The 16,201-nt window shown below is 59.1% G+C and carries 17 protein-coding genes; 10 read left to right on the forward strand and 7 right to left on the reverse strand.

What is annotated here, in order from left to right; all coding sequences use genetic code 11:
* Positions 1–121 precede the first annotated feature (121 nt).
* The 9 genes from preA (at position 122) to IU397_RS12065 (ending at position 9,444) form a co-directional block, all read left to right on the forward strand.
* On the forward strand, positions 122–1,429 hold the full coding sequence (gene preA, locus IU397_RS12025; RefSeq protein WP_204413845.1) for an NAD-dependent dihydropyrimidine dehydrogenase subunit PreA: 1,308 nt from the start codon (positions 122–124) through the stop codon (positions 1,427–1,429).
* A gap of 30 nt (positions 1,430–1,459) precedes the next feature.
* Positions 1,460–2,368, forward strand: a complete 909-nt coding sequence (locus IU397_RS12030) for a hypothetical protein (RefSeq protein ID WP_204413846.1) — start codon at positions 1,460–1,462, stop codon at positions 2,366–2,368.
* A 165-nt stretch (positions 2,369–2,533) separates the two neighbouring features.
* Positions 2,534–3,784 carry a Zn-dependent hydrolase gene (locus tag IU397_RS12035; RefSeq protein ID WP_204413847.1) on the forward strand — a complete coding sequence of 417 codons (1,251 nt, stop codon included), beginning with the start codon at positions 2,534–2,536 and terminating at the stop codon, positions 3,782–3,784.
* Between the two features lie 61 nt (positions 3,785–3,845).
* Positions 3,846–5,309: a dihydropyrimidinase gene (gene hydA, locus IU397_RS12040; RefSeq protein ID WP_204413849.1), complete on the forward strand. Its 1,464-nt coding sequence runs from the start codon at positions 3,846–3,848 to the stop codon at positions 5,307–5,309.
* Between the two features lie 14 nt (positions 5,310–5,323).
* On the forward strand, positions 5,324–6,130 hold the full coding sequence (locus IU397_RS12045; RefSeq protein WP_370541672.1) for an ABC transporter ATP-binding protein: 807 nt from the start codon (positions 5,324–5,326) through the stop codon (positions 6,128–6,130).
* A 76-nt stretch (positions 6,131–6,206) separates the two neighbouring features.
* The gene (locus IU397_RS12050) at positions 6,207–7,070 is read left to right on the forward strand and encodes an ABC transporter permease (protein WP_204413851.1); all 864 of its coding nucleotides are present in this window, start codon (positions 6,207–6,209) and stop codon (positions 7,068–7,070) included.
* The gene (locus tag IU397_RS12055) at positions 7,067–8,077 is read left to right on the forward strand and encodes an ABC transporter permease (protein WP_204413853.1); all 1,011 of its coding nucleotides are present in this window, start codon (positions 7,067–7,069) and stop codon (positions 8,075–8,077) included. Before IU397_RS12050 ends, IU397_RS12055 begins: the two co-directional genes overlap by 4 nt.
* A 22-nt stretch (positions 8,078–8,099) precedes the next feature.
* Complete coding sequence (locus tag IU397_RS12060) at positions 8,100–9,080, forward strand: ABC transporter substrate-binding protein (RefSeq protein WP_204413855.1); 981 nt, start codon at positions 8,100–8,102, stop codon at positions 9,078–9,080.
* 55 nt (positions 9,081–9,135) lie between these two features.
* The gene (locus tag IU397_RS12065) at positions 9,136–9,444 is read left to right on the forward strand and encodes an EthD family reductase (protein WP_204413858.1); all 309 of its coding nucleotides are present in this window, start codon (positions 9,136–9,138) and stop codon (positions 9,442–9,444) included.
* Positions 9,445–9,513: 69 nt separating this feature from the next.
* Here the strand turns inward: IU397_RS12065 and IU397_RS12070 are convergent, their stop codons facing one another.
* Both IU397_RS12070 and IU397_RS12075 read right to left on the reverse strand, forming a co-directional pair.
* Positions 9,514–9,864, reverse strand: a complete 351-nt coding sequence (locus IU397_RS12070) for a hypothetical protein (RefSeq protein ID WP_204413859.1) — start codon at positions 9,862–9,864, stop codon at positions 9,514–9,516.
* Between the two features lie 113 nt (positions 9,865–9,977).
* Positions 9,978–10,475: a hypothetical protein gene (locus tag IU397_RS12075; protein WP_204413861.1), complete on the reverse strand. Its 498-nt coding sequence runs from the start codon at positions 10,473–10,475 to the stop codon at positions 9,978–9,980.
* Between the two features lie 231 nt (positions 10,476–10,706).
* Here IU397_RS12075 and IU397_RS23625 point away from each other — a divergent pair, with 231 nt between their 5' ends.
* Positions 10,707–10,835 (forward strand): hypothetical protein, encoded by a 129-nt coding sequence (locus IU397_RS23625; RefSeq protein WP_255569801.1) that lies wholly within the window; start codon positions 10,707–10,709, stop codon positions 10,833–10,835.
* Between the two features lie 52 nt (positions 10,836–10,887).
* Here the strand turns inward: IU397_RS23625 and IU397_RS12080 are convergent, their stop codons facing one another.
* The 5 genes from IU397_RS12080 to IU397_RS12100 all read right to left on the reverse strand — a co-directional run bounded on the left by IU397_RS12080 (position 10,888) and on the right by IU397_RS12100 (position 16,198).
* Positions 10,888–11,316 (reverse strand): hypothetical protein, encoded by a 429-nt coding sequence (locus IU397_RS12080; protein ID WP_204413863.1) that lies wholly within the window; start codon positions 11,314–11,316, stop codon positions 10,888–10,890.
* A gap of 75 nt (positions 11,317–11,391) precedes the next feature.
* Positions 11,392–13,350, reverse strand: a complete 1,959-nt coding sequence (acs, locus tag IU397_RS12085) for an acetate--CoA ligase (protein WP_204413865.1) — start codon at positions 13,348–13,350, stop codon at positions 11,392–11,394.
* A gap of 91 nt (positions 13,351–13,441) precedes the next feature.
* The gene (locus IU397_RS12090; protein WP_204413866.1) at positions 13,442–14,197 is read right to left on the reverse strand and encodes an ABC transporter ATP-binding protein; all 756 of its coding nucleotides are present in this window, start codon (positions 14,195–14,197) and stop codon (positions 13,442–13,444) included.
* 12 nt (positions 14,198–14,209) lie between these two features.
* The gene (locus IU397_RS12095) at positions 14,210–14,974 is read right to left on the reverse strand and encodes an ABC transporter ATP-binding protein (RefSeq protein WP_204413867.1); all 765 of its coding nucleotides are present in this window, start codon (positions 14,972–14,974) and stop codon (positions 14,210–14,212) included.
* Between the two features lie 12 nt (positions 14,975–14,986).
* Positions 14,987–16,198 (reverse strand): branched-chain amino acid ABC transporter permease, encoded by a 1,212-nt coding sequence (locus tag IU397_RS12100; RefSeq protein WP_204413868.1) that lies wholly within the window; start codon positions 16,196–16,198, stop codon positions 14,987–14,989.
* Positions 16,199–16,201: the final 3 nt, after the last annotated feature.

Below are 16,201 nucleotides of genomic sequence, written 5' to 3' on the forward strand. Positions count from 1 at the left end.
TTGGGATCTGCGCTGCATTCAGATCTGATTGGAAGCCGTCGCGCGAAACTGTCATCGACGTGGCCCATCTGGTCTGCAACGATATTTTGAAAAACTCTGCAAATGCTCAAGGGAATGACCCATGGCTGACCTGACATCCGATTTCGCTGGGATCAAAAGCCCCAATCCGTTCTGGCTGGCCTCCGCTCCACCAACCGATAAAGAGTATAACGTTCGTCGCGCCTTCGAGGCTGGGTGGGGCGGTGTCGTCTGGAAGACGCTCGGCTCCGAAGGCCCGCCTGTGGTCAACGTCAATGGCCCTCGCTACGGCGCGGTTTATGGCGCCGACCGACGGCTTTTGGGCCTTAACAATATCGAATTGATCACGGATCGCCCGCTTGAGGTGAACCTGCGGGAGATCAAGGCGGTCAAGCGCGACTATCCCGACCGCGCCATGGTCGTCTCCATCATGGTGCCATGCGAGGAAGAAGCCTGGCGCGCCATCCTGCCCATGGTCGAGGAAACCGGCGCCGACGGGATCGAATTGAATTTCGGCTGCCCCCACGGGATGAGCGAGCGTGGCATGGGCTCTGCCGTGGGCCAGGTTCCTGAATATATCGAAATGGTCACGCGCTGGTGCAAGCAATTCACGCGCATGCCGGTCATCGTCAAGCTGACGCCCAACATTACGGATATTCGCAAACCTGCGGAGGCCGCCGCAAAAGGGGGGGCAGATGCGGTGTCGCTGATTAACACGATCAACTCCATCACCAGCGTTGATCTGGATACGCTGTCGCCCGAACCCTCCATCGACGGTAAGGGCTCCCATGGCGGCTATTGCGGCCCTGCGGTGAAACCCATCGCGCTGAGCATGGTGTCAGAGATCGCCCGCGCGCCCGAGACAGCCCATATGCCCATCAGTGGCATCGGCGGTATCACCACGTGGCGTGACGCGGCCGAATTCCTGGTGCTGGGCGCAGGAAACGTGCAGATCTGTACCGCTGCGATGACCTATGGCTTTCGCATTGTCGAAGAGATGAAGGCCGGCCTCAGGTCCTGGATGGACGAAAAGGGCTATGACAGCGTCGCCGCCGTCTCGGGCCGTGCCGTGCCTAATGTGACGGACTGGCAGTACCTGAACCTCAACTACGTTACCAAAGCGCGGATCAGTCAGGCGGATTGCATCCAATGTGGGCGGTGCTACGCCGCCTGCGAGGATACCAGCCATCAGGCTATTGCCATGTCACCGGATCGGGTCTTTACCGTGATCGATGAAGAATGCGTGGCTTGCAATTTGTGTGTCAATGTGTGCCCAGTCGAGAATTGTATTACGATGGAAGAGATGCCAGTAGGTGCCATAGATCCGCGTAGCGGCGATCGGGTGGACGATGCTTACGCAAATTGGACCACGCATCCGAATAACCCGGCCGCTTTGAAAGCGGCCGAATAGGCCGACATAACAACTGCAGAGCGCGCAGGCATGACAGCTGACCTCTATCTCCTCGTGCCGATCCGGCATCCCGCGATGGTATCTGACAAAGACCATCAATATCGGTGCCTCGAAGCCTTGTTCGGCTCCCTGGCCGGTCAATCCGATCCCCGTTACGTCCTGCGGGTGATCTGTGACCGCAGCCAGGTCCTGCCGCCGTTACCGGCCCAGGGGCAGCGCGTGGATGTTGATATTCCGCCGCCGGTCAAACCGTCGGAGCAAGATCGCGAGCAGGAAGTGCTGAACCCGTTCCGTGTGGACAAGGGGCGCAGGCTACTCGCCGGGCTCGACGGTGTGCCGCCCGAGGCCTTTGTCATGAATGTCGATGATGATGATTTGCTCCATAGCGACGTGGTGCGCACCATCCAGGCGGGCTCTGACAGTACCGATGGCTGGGTCATTGATCGTGGCTATGTCTGGTTCGATGGCAGTTCGGACATTTTTGAGGCCGATGGCCTGCACCTGGCCTGTGGGACGACCATCGCCGTTCGGGCCAAGCATTTTAAATTTTCCGACCAGTCGGCGCTGGAAGATGACATTCTCATCGAACTTGCTGGTCACCGCGACTGGTTCGCCCTGCTGAACAGCGACGGGTTGTCCTATGAACGCGTGCCGTTTCGTGGGGTGATTTACCGCAGGGGACATGCCAATTCGATGCAGACCCGTCTGTTGCCCACGGCCGATCCCACGGCGCCGATCTGGACCTGGACCGGCTTGCAATCCCGGTTGCCGAACGGAATGCGGTTGCGGATAAAGCGTTTTCTGCATGCCCGTCGCAATGCGGGTGTCGGTCCGGCCGATGCCTTGCTTTACCACTGGGACCGGCCCCATGCCTTTTCCGGAGACCTGTACCGCACCATGACAGGTGGTAAGCTGGAAGCACAGGATAGCGCCGCCTGACCGGGCCGCATCGTCTGACCGCGGCTCATCGGCTAAAAAACTGGCAACTGCCCTCTTTGTCGTCATTCGGTCAGCCAGGGCAGCTTGACTGACCTTAACGGCATGGTAGCGTTCGCCAACAGCATCCCGAACCGCGGGGTGGATCGATGTCAGCAAGGAGCCCACATGGCCGCACCCGGCGAAAACCTTCGGATCAATGGTGACCGGCTGTGGGACAGCCTGATGGAGATGGCCAAGATCGGCCCCGGCGTGGCGGGCGGCAATAACCGTCAGACCCTCACGGACGAAGACGGGGATGGCCGCGCCTTGTTTCAGCGCTGGTGCGAGGATGCGGGCTGCACCATGGGCCTTGATCAGATGGGCAATATGTTTGCTCATCGCGCTGGCGCGGATCCTGAGGCCTTGCCGATCTATGTGGGTTCGCACCTTGATACGCAGCCGACGGGCGGCAAGTACGATGGCGTCCTGGGCGTCCTTGGCGGGCTGGAAATCCTGCGCTCGCTCAACGATTTAGGGATCAAGACCAAGCATCCCATTGTGGTAACCAACTTTACGAATGAAGAGGGTACGCGCTTTGCGCCTGCCATGCTGGCCTCCGGCGTGTTTATCGGCATGCACGATCAGGACTGGGCCTATGACCGCGTCGATGCCGAGGGCAAGCGCTTTGGCGATGAACTGCAGCGGATCGGGTGGCGGGGCGATGAAGAGGTTGGCAAGCGCAAGATGCATGCTTTCTTTGAACTGCATATCGAACAGGGCCCGATCCTGGAGGCGGAAGGCAAGGAAATTGGCGTCGTTACCCATGGCCAGGGCCTTTGGTGGCTGGAGGTTACGCTGACGGGCAAAGACGCTCATACTGGCTCCACCCCCATGGATATGCGGGTGAATGCGGGCCTGGGGATGGCGCGGATCACCGAAGCCGTGCACCGCATCGCCATGGATCATCAGCCGGGCGCGGTTGGGGCTGTGGGCCAGGCCAATGTCTATCCCAATTCACGCAATGTGATCCCGGGTAAGGCCGTGTTCACCATCGATTTCCGCACGCCGGATCTGGACAAGCTCACCGCAATGCGCAGCCGTTTGGAAGCTGAAGCTGCCGAGATTGCGGCGGATCTGGGTCTGGGGTTGACGATTGAACCGGTGGGCCATTTCGACCCTGTCACCTTTGACGATGGATGTGTCGGGGCCGTGCGGGATGCGGCCGAGCGGTTGGGATATTCACATATGAACCTCATCTCCGGTGCGGGTCACGATGCTTGTTGGATCAACCGTGTCGCTCCGACCGCCATGGTCATGTGTCCTTGCGTGGATGGGTTGAGCCACAATGAGGCGGAGGAGATCAGCAAGGACTGGGCAACCGCTGGCACGGATGTCTTGTTCCACGCGGTTGTCGAGACGGCGGGCATTGTGAGTTAGCGTCGGCTGGGGCGCTGCCCCAGACCCCGGAATATTTTCACCAATAAGAAAGAGTATTCGGATGAGCAAAGTCATCAAAGGCGGGACGGTTGTGACGGCGGATCGGTCTTGGATGGCCGATGTCCTGATCGAAGGAGAAAAGATCGTCGAGATTGGTGAGGGATTGCATGGCGATGAGGTGATCGATGCCTCGGACGCCTTTGTCATTCCCGGGGGTATTGATCCGCACACGCATCTGCAGATGCCGTTCATGGGGACCACGGCGGCCGAGACTTTTGAAAGCGGGACTTTTGCGGCAGCGTCGGGTGGGACCACGATGCTGGTGGATTTCTGTCTGCCGGGCGAGGATGGCTCGCTGTTGAATGCCATTGATGATTGGGACCGGAAATCCAAAGATCAGATCTGTTGCGATATCTCGTATCACATGGCCGTCACCGGCTGGAGTGAACGTATTTTTAGTGAGATGGAGGCCGTTGTTAAGGAGCGCGGCATCAATACGTTCAAGCATTTCATGGCTTACAAAGGTGCGTTGATGGTGGAGGATGACGAGATGTTCGCCTCCTTCAAGCGTTGCGCCGAGTTGGGGGCCTTGCCGCTGGTCCATGCCGAGAATGGCGATATCGTTCAGGAGTTACAGCAGAAATACCTGGCGGAGGGGGTGACCGGTCCGGAGGGTCATGCCTATAGCCGTCCGCCTGAGGTGGAAGGTGAGGCGGCCAATCGCGCGATCATGATTGCCGATGCTGCAGGGACCCCTTTGTACATCGTGCATGTGTCTTGTGAGCAGGCCCATGAGGCAATCCGGCGGGCGCGCCAGAAGGGCATGCGGGTTTATGGTGAGCCGTTGATCCAGCACCTGACCCTGGATGAGGGCGAATATTTCAATAAGGATTGGCAATATGCGGCACGGCGGGTGATGTCGCCGCCTTTTCGGTCCAAGGATCACCAAGACGGGTTGTGGGCCGGGCTGGCGGCGGGGTCGTTGCAGGTTGTGGCCACGGATCACTGTGCCTTTGATGACAGCCAAAAACGCATGGGCCTCAATGACTTCACGCGCATTCCCAATGGAACGGGCGGGTTGGAGGACCGGTTGGCGGTGCTCTGGACCAAGGGGGTTGAGACCGGACGGCTGACGCCCGAGGAGTTTGTCGCGGTGACCTCGACCAACATCGCGAAGATACTGAATATCTATCCCAAGAAAGGGGCGATGGTTCCGGGGGCGGATGCCGATCTGGTGGTTTGGGATCCGAAGATCAGCAAGACGATTTCCCCCACCACGCAGAAATCCATCATAGAATACAATGTGTTCGAGGGTGTAGAGGTGACGGCCCAGGCGCGCTACACGCTGAGCCGTGGCGATGTGATCTGGGCCCATGGACAGAATAGCCAGCCGCAGCCAGGGCGGGGAAAATTTGTGAAAAGACCAGCCTTTGCAAGTGCTTCGACGGCGTTGTCAAAGTGGAAAGCGCTAAACACACCGCGCAAGATCGAACGCGATCCGATGAACATTCCCGCGGGCGTGTGATGGACGGGCAGGTCATGCAAGCTATGCAGACGGATGCCCCCAACGCGAAGACCGTCATTGATGCCGTTGATGTGGGTCTGACATTTCAGACCAATGACGGTCCGGTTCACGCGCTGAAAGATGTTAACCTGCAGATTGCAAAGGGAGATTTCGTTTCGTTCATTGGGCCATCGGGGTGTGGCAAGACGACGTTCCTGCGGGCCATCGCCGCCTTGGAAACGCCAACTACAGGCGCCTTGTCGGTGAATGGGATGACACCGGATGAGGCCAGAAAATCAAGGGCTTATGGATATGTCTTTCAAGCGGCCGGGCTTTACCCGTGGCGGACCATCGGGGCCAACATTCGGTTGCCGCTGGAGATCATGGGGTATAGCCGAACAGAGCAGCTAGACCGCATTAAGAATGTTCTGCAACTTGTTGATCTTGAGGGATTTGAAAAGAAGTATCCGTGGCAGTTGTCCGGTGGGATGCAGCAGCGGGCCAGCATCGCACGGGCGCTTGCCTTTGATGCCGGCATCCTGTTGATGGATGAGCCCTTTGGTGCATTGGATGAGATCGTGCGGGATCACTTGAATGAACAATTATTAAGTCTTTGGGGTCGCACGGGAAAAACGATTGGGTTTGTCACCCATTCCATCCCCGAAGCGGTGTATCTGAGCACTAGGATTGTGGTCATGTCGCCCCGGCCCGGACGGATCACGGATGTGATCGAAAGCCCGTTGCCGCGGGAGCGCCCCCTGGATATTCGCGATACACCGGAATTCATTGCGGTTGCGCACCGGGTTCGCGAAGGGCTGCGGGCGGGACATCTGGATGACTAGATCCGACGGTGCAGATGCGATGCAGGACCCATGCACATTCCATACATATCCCATACATACGGAGCGCACGGTCTAGATGCGATCCGTTTACCCTGTTCTGGTCGTGATCGCGGGGATCGTGGCGGTTTGGTATGCCGCGGCGATCTGGATGAATACGACATGGACGCTGCAACAGGCGGAGCGGGCGGAAACGCAGCTGAGTGTGGCGCAGGTGGTCGCGGGTTCGTTTGGGCAGGAGCGTCCGCGCCTGCCAATGCCTGACCAGGTGGTGGCCGAGCTGTGGGAGACGACAGTTGAAAGGAAGGTGACCTCCAAACGGTCGCTGATCTTTCATGCCGGGATCACCCTAAGCGCGACGCTGGCCGGTTTCGCCATCGGGGCGGGGTTGGGCATTTTGCTGGCTGTTGGGATCGTACACAGCCGGGTGATGGATATGAGCGTGATGCCGTGGGCCATTGCCAGCCAGACGATCCCGATCCTCGCGATTGCGCCGATGATCATCGTGGTGCTTAACTCGGTTGGTGTGCAGGGCCTGCTGCCGAAGGCCGTGATCTCGGCCTATCTGTCGTTCTTTCCGGTGGTCGTTGGCATGGTCAAAGGGCTGCGCAGCCCAGATGCGATGCAATTGGATTTGCTGAAAACCTATTCCGCCAACCGGGCGCAAGGCTTTTGGAAGCTGCGGTTGCCCGCGTCACTGCCTTATCTGTTTGCGTCCCTGAAGATCGGCGTGGCCGCGAGCCTTGTGGGCGCCATCGTCGCGGAATTGCCCACGGGCGCAGTGAGGGGCCTGGGGGCCCGGATGCTGACCGGCAGCTATTACGGGCAGACGATCCAGATCTGGTCGGCCCTGTTCATGGCGGCGATTGTGGCGGCTTTTCTGGTCGGATTGATCGGGGTGCTGCAACGGGCGAGCCTTGCGCGGATGGGGATGGTGCGATGAAATTTTTTGCCTCCGGCGGGAGTATTTTCGCCAATAAGAAAGAGCTGCCATTTTCCAGCCCGACCCGGGAGACATGGATCGTCGTTGGCGGGGGAATATGTCTTGGTGTAGCGGGTATTCTTTTGACCCTCCCCGGTTTGGGGACTGCTGTCAGTATCGTACTTCTTGTTGGGGTCTGGGCAACGCTTTGGTGGCAGAATGCCAGATTGGCCAACTGGCAACCCAAAGCGCGTTGGCAGGTTGCGTTGCGGGACGTTTCGGTTCCGTTTGTTTTTGGGGTCACGCTTCTTCTTTTGTGGGAGTTGGCTGTCCTCAAGTTCGAGATTTCTCCTGTCATTTTGCCGCCGCCATCCGCCATCGCAACGCGGTTGTTTGCGGCCCACAACATGCTTTGGCAGGACTTTGTGCAGACCTTCATCAAAGGGGCTTTGACGGGCTATACGATGGGCGTTGCGGCGGCCTTTGCCGTGGCTTTGGTGGCGGATCGGTCGGATTTTCTGCGGCGGGGGCTTTTGCCGGTGGGGAATTTCATGGCGGCTTTGCCGATCATTGGAACGGCGCCCATTCTGGTGATGTGGTTTGGGTTTGACTGGCATTCCAAGGCGGCGGTGGTCGTGGTGATGGTCTTTTTTCCTGTGCTGGTGAATACGGTTGAAGGGTTGCGGGCCAGTGCACCGATGCAGCGCGATCTGATGCAAACCTATGGGGCCGGTTACGGGCAGACGCTTTGGAAATTGCGGGTGCCGGCGGCCATGCCCTTTGTCTTCACGGGGCTGAAGATTGCGACCACCCTGGCCTTGATCGGTGCGATTGTGGCCGAATTCTTTGGCTCCCCCATCAAGGGGATGGGGTTCAGAATCTCGACAGAGGTGGGGCGGCTGGCCCTGGATATGGTCTGGGCCGAGATTGTTGTCGCTGCCTTGGCGGGATCTGCGTTCTATGGCGCGATTGCCCTTTTGGAGCGGGTGGTGACCTTTTGGCATCCGTCCCAGCGGGCCAGGGGATGAGTTCAACAGAGAGGGAAAGACAATGAAAAACATGGTGTTTGGGGCAGCGTTTGCGTTGACGGCTGGGGCTGCACAAGCCGCGGATGATGTGACTTTGCAGTTGCAATGGGTGACGCAGGCCCAGTTTGCCGGATATTACGTGGCCTTGGATAAGGGGTTTTACGGGGAGGAAGACCTCAACGTCACCATCAACCCGGGTGGGCCGGACATCGCGCCGCCGCAGGTATTGGCCGGGGGCGGCGCCGATGTGATGCTGAACTGGATGCCGTCGGCCTTGGCCGCGCGGGAAAAGGGGTTGCCGGTGGTGAATATCGCGCAGCCGTTCAAATCATCCGGCCTGATGCTGACCTGCTGGAAGGATACCGGGATCACCGAGCCTGCAGACCTGGCGGGCAAGACCATCGGGGTTTGGTTCTTTGGCAATGAATATCCGTTCCTGAGCTGGATGTCGCAGTTGGGAATCGCGACCGATGGGTCAGATGGTGGGGTGACCGTGTTGAAGCAGGGGTTCAACGTGGATCCGTTGTTGCAAAAGCAGGCCGATTGCATCTCGACCATGACGTATAATGAATACTGGCAGGTGATCGATGCCGGTGTCTCTCCCGATGATCTGGTGACGTTCAAGTACGAGGATCAGGGGGTTGCCACGCTGGAGGACGGTATCTGGGCGTTGGAGGAGAACCTGGAGGATCCCGCCTTTGTCGATAAGATGGTGCGGTTCGTGCGGGCCAGCATGAAAGGGTGGAAATACGCCGAAGAGAACCCGGATGAAGCCGCTGAGATCGTGCTGGAAAACGACGAGACCGGAGCGCAGACCGAAGAGCACCAGAAGCGGATGATGGGCGAAGTGGCCAAGTTGACCGCTGGATCGAACGGGGCGCTTGAAGAGGCCGATTACCAGCGGACGGTGGACACGCTGCTGGCTGGCGGGTCTGATCCGGTGATCACGGCAGCACCGGAAGGGGCCTGGACCAGCGCGATCACGGACCTGGCGTTGCAGTAAATCTTGAAGGCCCTGCCGACAAAGCAGGGCCTTTTATTTGGAAGGGAGGACCACGATGGTTGCCACGATACAGGCCGTCTATCCGGTAAAAGACGGTGTCACGTTTGATTTCGATTACTACATGGCCGCCCATATTCCGCTGGTGCGGCAGCATTTCGAGCCCCATGGCTTGACCGAGGTGGCCGTCAGCAAGGGGTTGGCTGGGGGCCCCGACACGCCGCCGGGCTATTTTGCGATTGCGACGATGCGGTTCGCCGATATGGCGCAGTTGGAGGCGGCCATAGGCGCGGCGGCGCCGGTGCTGGCGGATATTCCGGAATTCACCAATGGCCAGCCGGATCTGCTGATCGGGGAAGAGCTGTAGCTGTATCACCCCGAAAGGCGGTCCGGTGCCACCGCTGCGACCCAAGCGACGCGTGACACCGGAAAGTGGTCAGATCTGCTGGTCCAGGGATGGGCTATCTTGCGGGTTTTCGAGGTTGCGGATCGTGGCAATGCTTTCGGTGATGTCATCCGAGGTGGGAAGGGTGGTGCGGTCGGATCTTGGATCCGTGGTCGCGGCCACTTCCGCCGCCTCGCTTCGCAGGCGCAGGATTTCAGCGGTCACTTCGGTCGGGATCGCTGCGTAGGTTTTGAGTGGGGCGACAGGTGCGCGCATCGGATAGTCATAATCAACCTTGGGATCAGCGGGCTTGTCGGCCATCTGATCAGTGTAGACCCGTTCCAAGATGTGGGGATGTGCCGGGGACGAGACTGAACCTGTCCCGGAGCCTATGGACGGCATTTGTTCGCCTCCTGATCATGAATTGGTAAGATAGGTTAAAGTCTGCCCAACAATCGTTGACCGAACCTTAACCCCGCAGAACGGCTCTGCCAGCTTCTGCGGGGCATTCAAGGTTAACGGGTCACGTCGACCTCTGGCTCGGCCTTGTCAGCGATTTGCCGGGTGACGGCGACGCCATCTTCGATCGACTGGGTTCGGGTCTGGTCGGCGTCAAACAGAGCCTCACTTGCCGATTTTGATGTGGGCTGATTGATGCTTTCAATCAAAGACTGGGTCACCGCGTGGTTGCGGGCGGCCTCGGCCTCACTCCGGACCTGATCGAGTGTCACCTCTGAGGAGGGTGGCGATGTAACTGGACCGCCTGCAGGTTTGTCCTGGGGGGCCGGGTCGGTCGCCTGAGCTTTGGTTGCTGGGTCGACCGGACGGGTGCCATTTGCCGTTTGGGCGGCAACGGTGCCTGAACTGTTTGGAGATGCCGCCGCTGCAGCCGGTTGATCCGAACCGGAGGTGTTGGATGTCTGTTTCTGCGAGGGCTCAGCCGGCTGATTGGCCGATTTCTGAGGTTGCGATTGAGCCGTGTTTGGGCCGGTCAAGGTGGACAAGGTCAGCATAAAAAACTCCATGTACCGTGTACAAGAAGCCCCCACCCGAGAAGGGACATAGCCGGGAGTTCTGAAGAAAATCTTAATGCAAACCTCTAAAATCCTAACAAAATAACTGATAAATGCGCAATTTTGTCATGGAAATTGATATGGGATCCATTCTCAGGATGGCAAATTATGCTATATGTAACAGATTGATGACAATGCTAGACGCAAATACTTTATCGAAGGGAACGATACATGAACCTTATGACTGCCAGCTATCTTCTGCCGCTGACCCATAGGCTGGATCACGCGAAACCGCGCCTGACCTTCATGGAGCGCTACCAGAAAACGTTCCGCCGGTTTCCCCGTCGTGGCAGATACTGAGCCTGACCTGGCTTATGACGAGATGGGTCGCCTTTGGGCGGCCCATCTCGTTTCAGAACGTGTCAAATGAGGTTGAGGCTCCGGTTTGGCGCGAGTTGAAGGCGCCGCGATAGTGCTGGATCATGGCCGTTTCGATCTGTTGGCGGGTCTGGCGGTCAATCTCAATACCGGCCCAGCGGAGCCACAGAGTATCATCGCCTTGCTTGAGCCGGGTGGCGAGGATGAACAGGGCGCCTTTATGCGATGTTTTCGTCTGCTTGGGGTCGGGGATCAGATAGGTGCCCATTCGGGCGCGGATCCCACCTCGCATCCCGGTTTCGCCGACATAGAGGACATTACCGGGTTTGAGTGGCCCGGGACGGTCTGTGAAGATGTAGAACCCTTCATAGTCCGGGATCAGCAACTTGTTCGACGTCAATACCGACAATCTGCGCGGCGGGTTGAACCGGACCCATTGTTGCCAGTCCATCCGTGCGGTCATGGTACAGTCCTTTCGTCATGAAAATGGCGGCCCCGCGAGGCCGCCATTTTAACAACTGCAGCCACGTGAGACGTGTTAGCCGCGGTTCATCCGGTTCTCAATCAAGTCATCGACCACCGATGGATCGGCAAGGGTGGAGGTGTCACCAAGCGCACTGTAGTCATCTTCTGCGATCTTGCGCAGGATGCGGCGCATGATCTTGCCCGAACGGGTCTTGGGCAGGCCGGGTGCCCATTGGATCAGGTCGGGTTTGGCGATGGGGCCGATCTCGGTCCGGACCCATTTTTCCAGCTCTTTGCGCAGATCTTCGGACGGGTCTTCGCCGTTCATCAGGGTGACATAGGCGTAGATGCCCTGGCCCTTGATGTCGTGGGGGTAACCGACAACGGCGGCTTCGGCGACCTTGGGATGGGCGACCAGGGCGGATTCCACCTCTGCCGTGCCCATCCTGTGGCCCGAGACGTTAATCACATCGTCCACCCGGCCCGTGATCCAGTAATCGCCATCCGCATCGCGGCGGCAGCCATCCCCGGTGAAGTAATACCCCTTGTAGTCTGAGAAATAGGTCTTCTCGAACCGGTCATGATCTCCCCAGACGGTGCGCATCTGAGCAGGCCAGCTGTCTTTCATGCAAAGAACACCTTCGGCGGCGGTGTCGGTGATTTCTTCCCCGGTTTGCGGATCCAGAATGACGGGCGTGATCCCAAAGAAGGGCCGCGTGGCCGAGCCGGGCTTGGTCGCCGTGGCGCCAGGCAGGGGGGTCAGCAGGTGACCGCCTGTCTCCGTCTGCCACCAGGTATCGACGATGGGGCAGTTTCCCTTGCCGATGACGTCATTGTACCAGTTCCATGCCTCGGGGTTGATCGGTTCGCCCACCGTGCCCAGGACTTTGAGGTCGCTCAGGTCATATTTTTCGACCGGTTCATCGCCATGGGCCATCAGGGCGCGGATGGCGGTGGGCGCCGTGTAGAACTGGTTCACCTTGTGTTTTTCGCAGACAGCCCAGAACCGGCCCGCATCGGGATAGGTGGGCACCCCTTCGAACATGATCGTCGTGGCGCCATTGGCGAGCGGTCCATAGACGATATAGCTGTGCCCGGTGACCCAGCCGACATCGGCGGTACACCAGAAAATATCCCCTTCATGGTAATCAAAGACATATTGATGGGTCATGGCTGCATAGACGATGTAGCCGCCCGTGGTGTGGACCACGCCTTTGGGCTGCCCCGTGGATCCAGACGTGTAAAGGATGAACAGCGGATCCTCGGCCGCCATTTCGACGGGTGCAGAGACGTCGGACGCCTCCAGCGCCATTTCGCTGTAGTCAAAGTCGCGGCCATCGACCCAGGTGGTCTGGGCGCCGGTGCGGCGAACGACCAGGCATTTGCAATCGTGGACGACATGGAGCAGGGCCGCGTCGGTGTTGGATTTCAATGGTGTGGAGCGGCCACCGCGCGGGGCGAAATCGGCTGTGATCACGACCTTTGCATCGCAGCCATTGATCCGGGCCCCCAGTGCATCGGGTGAGAAGCCGGCAAAGACGATGGAATGGATCGCCCCGATCCGCGCGCAAGCCAGCATCGCATAGGCGGCTTCGGGGATCATGGGCAGATAGAGGACGACGCGGTCCCCCTTGCGGACGCCCAGATCCTCAAGGATGTTGGCCATCTTGCAGGTCTCTGCATGGAGCTGTCTGTAAGTGATGTGTTTGGCGGCCTCGGACGGGTCGTCGGGTTCCCAGATGATGGCGGTTTGCTCACCGCGGGTGGCGAGGTGGCGGTCGATGCAATTGGCCGCGACGTTCAGGGTGCCGTCCTCAAACCATTTTATCGCGACATTGCCAGGCGCGAAGGAGGTGTTCTTGACCGTGGCATAGGGTTTGATCCAATCGATGCGCTGGCCCTGTTCGCCCCAGAACGCCGCGGGATCCGCAACCGATGCGGCATACATCTGATCATAGCGGGCCGCATCGGCATGGGCCGTTGCGGCGAATTCTGGCGATGGTGCATAGGTTTTTTCGTCTGAATCGAGCATGTCGGCCTCCCTGCTGTGACCATGGGCTGGTCGCCCATGGGGTTTGGTACGTCAATTGTGCAATAGGCGTAAGTGCCGCGCCACCCCCGCGTCAGATCGCGAGGTATTCAGCGCGCAATTCGTCGTTCTGCAGGACCTCGGCGGCGGTACCGTCAAAGACGATGCCGCCCGTATCAAGGATGACCGATCGATCGGCCAGTTCCAGGGCGCGGACGGCGTTTTGCTCAACAATAATGGTGGTGATCCCCAATTCCTTGATAGTGATCAGGGTCTTTTCGATCTCGTCCACGATGACGGGTGCGAGGCCTTCGTAGGGTTCGTCAAGCAGCAACACCTTGATGTCGCGGCACAGGGCCCGCGCGATGGCAAGCATCTGTTGTTCGCCGCCCGACAGGGTCGTGCCCTCTTGCTTGCGGCGTTCGCCGAGGCGGGGGAACAAGTCGTAAACCCGTTCGATGGACCAGCCGATGGGCGGGGCGATCTGTGCGAGTTTCAGATTCTCCTCGACCGTGAGGCCCTGGATGATGCGGCGATCCTCCGGCACCAGCGCCAGTCCAGCGGTTGCGGCTTCATGGGAGGCCATGGTGTGGAGCGGCTGGTGATCCAGCCAGATTTCCCCATGGGTCACCATTGGTGAGCCAACGCGGGCCAACGCCCGCAGGGTCGAGGTCTTGCCCGCGCCATTGCGACCCAGCAGCGCCAGGATTTCACCTTCATGGACGTTAAAGCTGACGCCCTGCACGATGTAACTTTCGCCATAATAGGCGTGCATGTCCCAGACCGAGAAGAAGGCGGGGGCGGTGGCGGCCTTGTTGGCGTTTTTCGAGAAGTCGGGTTTGACGTTCATCTGATGCGCTCCTTAGGCGGCTGCGGTGCTTTCGCCCAGATAGGCTTCGCGCACTTTGGGGTGGCCCTTGATATTGTCCGGCGTGTCTTCGACCAGGGGCGTGCCCTGGGCCAGGACGGTGATGCGTTCGGCCAGGGAAAACACCACATGCATATCATGTTCGATGATGGCGATGGTGATATGGCGTTCATCCTGGATCTGTTTGAGCAGGTCGATGGTGTTGTTGGTATCGGCGCGCGCCATCCCGGCAGTCGGTTCATCGAGCAGCAACAGGCGCGGTTCCTGTGCCAGGCACATGCCGATCTCTAGCCGCCGCTTATCCCCGCGTGACATGGCGGAAGCGTGCATGTCACGTTTGTCGGCCATGTTCATTTCGACCAGCATCTCTTCGGCCTTGGCGGCGATGTCGCGTTGGCTGAGGACGGACGCGATAGCGTTCATTTCAAACGCGCCGTCGCGCTTGGCGAAACACGGGATCATCATGTTTTCCATAACGGTCAGGTCGCCAAAGATTTCAGGCGTTTGAAACACGCGGCTGATGCCCATCTGGTTGATCTCGTGCGGGGAGCGGCCCAGCACCGACTGCCCATCAAAGAGGACAGAGCCGGTATCGGGGATCAGCTTGCCCACCAGGCAGTTCAGTAGTGTGGATTTGCCCGCGCCATTGGGGCCGATGATGGCGTGGACGGAACGTTCGGCGACGGAAAGGTTGACGTCACCCAGCGCCTGGAGGCCACCGAACCGTTTGCCCACACCTTTGACTTCAAGGATACCCATGATCTGTTTTCCTTATTCAGCGGGGTTGACGGTGGTGGCACCGGAGCCGTCGCCGGTCTCTTTCTTTTTCTTGCGGCGGAAGATGCGGCCAATGCGCTGTCCCCCTTCGACCAGACCGCCGGGCAGGAAGATCACGACGAGCATGAATAGAATGCCGAGGGTCAGATGCCAGCCCTTGCCGATGAAGGGATAGACCATCGACACCACGATATCCTCAAGCCCGTCAGGCAGGAAGGCAAACCAGTTATGCAGGATCGTTTCGTTGATCTTGGAGACAATGTTTTCCATGTATTTGATGAAGCCTGCGCCCAAGATCGGGCCGATCAGGGTGCCCGCACCGCCAAGGATGGCCATCAAAACGACCTCGCCCGAGGCGGTCCAGAACATCCGCTCGGCCCCGGCCAGCGGGTCCATGGCAACCATCAGGCCGCCGGCCAGACCGGCATACATGCCTGAAATGACGAAGGCCGCCAGCGTGTAGGGTTTGGGGTTCAGGCCCGTATAATTCAGGCGGGTCTGGTTGGTTTTGATCGCCCGCAGCATCAGACCAAAGGGCGACCGGAAAATCCGGATCGACAGGTAAAAGGCCAGGATCAGGATGACGGCGCAGAAATAGTAGCCGACATTGAAGGTGAATACCCAGTTGCTGATGACCAGCCGGGTATTCTCTCCCATTTCAAGACCGAAGAGGCTGGGGACGGGGATATTGCCATCCGGTGTCACGCTTTGGCCTAGGATGCGAGGGTCATTGAGCGACAGTTGCAGGCCCGTCTCCCCGCCTGTGATGGGGGTCAGCACCGAATAGGCGAGCGAAAACGACATCTGCGCGAAGGCCAGCGTCAGGATCGAGAAGTAGATGCCCGACCGTCTGAGCGAGATGTACCCGATCAGGACCGAGAAGAGACCGGCCACGATCATGGATGCCAGGATTGCGGGGATGACATTCATGCCCAGCAACTTGAACATCCAGACCCCGGCATAGGAGCCGACACCCAGGAAGGCCGCGTGACCGAAGGACAGGTAGCCGGTCAACCCGAACAGGATGTTGAAGCCGATGGCGAAGATGCCAAAGATCACGAAGCGCTGCATCAGGTCAGGATAGCCTGCGTTGAACTGCGCTAGGGGAGAGCTGATCGGGAACGGATTCAGCAGGAAGGGCGCGCCCAAGGCCAGAACCGTGACGATCAGCAGGATGGTTGTGTCTTTACGTGTCAATCCGAGCATGGC

It is taken from the genome of Actibacterium sp. 188UL27-1, from assembly GCF_016901225.1.
Lineage (GTDB): Bacteria > Pseudomonadota > Alphaproteobacteria > Rhodobacterales > Rhodobacteraceae > 188UL27-1.

Coding starts and splice junctions, on each gene's coding strand:
- IU397_RS12055 (WP_204413853.1), top strand. CDS start 7,067: ATGAAATTTTTTGCCTCCGGCGGGAGTATTTTCGCCAATAAGAAAGAG.
- IU397_RS12050 (WP_204413851.1), top strand. CDS start 6,207: ATGCGATCCGTTTACCCTGTTCTGGTCGTGATCGCGGGGATCGTGGCG.
- IU397_RS12035 (WP_204413847.1), top strand. CDS start 2,534: ATGGCCGCACCCGGCGAAAACCTTCGGATCAATGGTGACCGGCTGTGG.
- hydA (WP_204413849.1), top strand. CDS start 3,846: ATGAGCAAAGTCATCAAAGGCGGGACGGTTGTGACGGCGGATCGGTCT.
- IU397_RS12045 (WP_370541672.1), top strand. CDS start 5,324: ATGCAAGCTATGCAGACGGATGCCCCCAACGCGAAGACCGTCATTGAT.
- IU397_RS12080 (WP_204413863.1), bottom strand. CDS start 11,316: ATGACCGCACGGATGGACTGGCAACAATGGGTCCGGTTCAACCCGCCG.
- IU397_RS12065 (WP_204413858.1), top strand. CDS start 9,136: ATGGTTGCCACGATACAGGCCGTCTATCCGGTAAAAGACGGTGTCACG.
- IU397_RS12075 (WP_204413861.1), bottom strand. CDS start 10,475: ATGCTGACCTTGTCCACCTTGACCGGCCCAAACACGGCTCAATCGCAA.
- IU397_RS12090 (WP_204413866.1), bottom strand. CDS start 14,197: ATGAACGTCAAACCCGACTTCTCGAAAAACGCCAACAAGGCCGCCACC.
- IU397_RS12100 (WP_204413868.1), bottom strand. CDS start 16,198: ATGCTCGGATTGACACGTAAAGACACAACCATCCTGCTGATCGTCACG.
- IU397_RS23625 (WP_255569801.1), top strand. CDS start 10,707: ATGAACCTTATGACTGCCAGCTATCTTCTGCCGCTGACCCATAGGCTG.
- IU397_RS12095 (WP_204413867.1), bottom strand. CDS start 14,974: ATGGGTATCCTTGAAGTCAAAGGTGTGGGCAAACGGTTCGGTGGCCTC.
- IU397_RS12070 (WP_204413859.1), bottom strand. CDS start 9,864: ATGCCGTCCATAGGCTCCGGGACAGGTTCAGTCTCGTCCCCGGCACAT.
- IU397_RS12060 (WP_204413855.1), top strand. CDS start 8,100: ATGAAAAACATGGTGTTTGGGGCAGCGTTTGCGTTGACGGCTGGGGCT.
- preA (WP_204413845.1), top strand. CDS start 122: ATGGCTGACCTGACATCCGATTTCGCTGGGATCAAAAGCCCCAATCCG.
- acs (WP_204413865.1), bottom strand. CDS start 13,350: ATGCTCGATTCAGACGAAAAAACCTATGCACCATCGCCAGAATTCGCC.
- IU397_RS12030 (WP_204413846.1), top strand. CDS start 1,460: ATGACAGCTGACCTCTATCTCCTCGTGCCGATCCGGCATCCCGCGATG.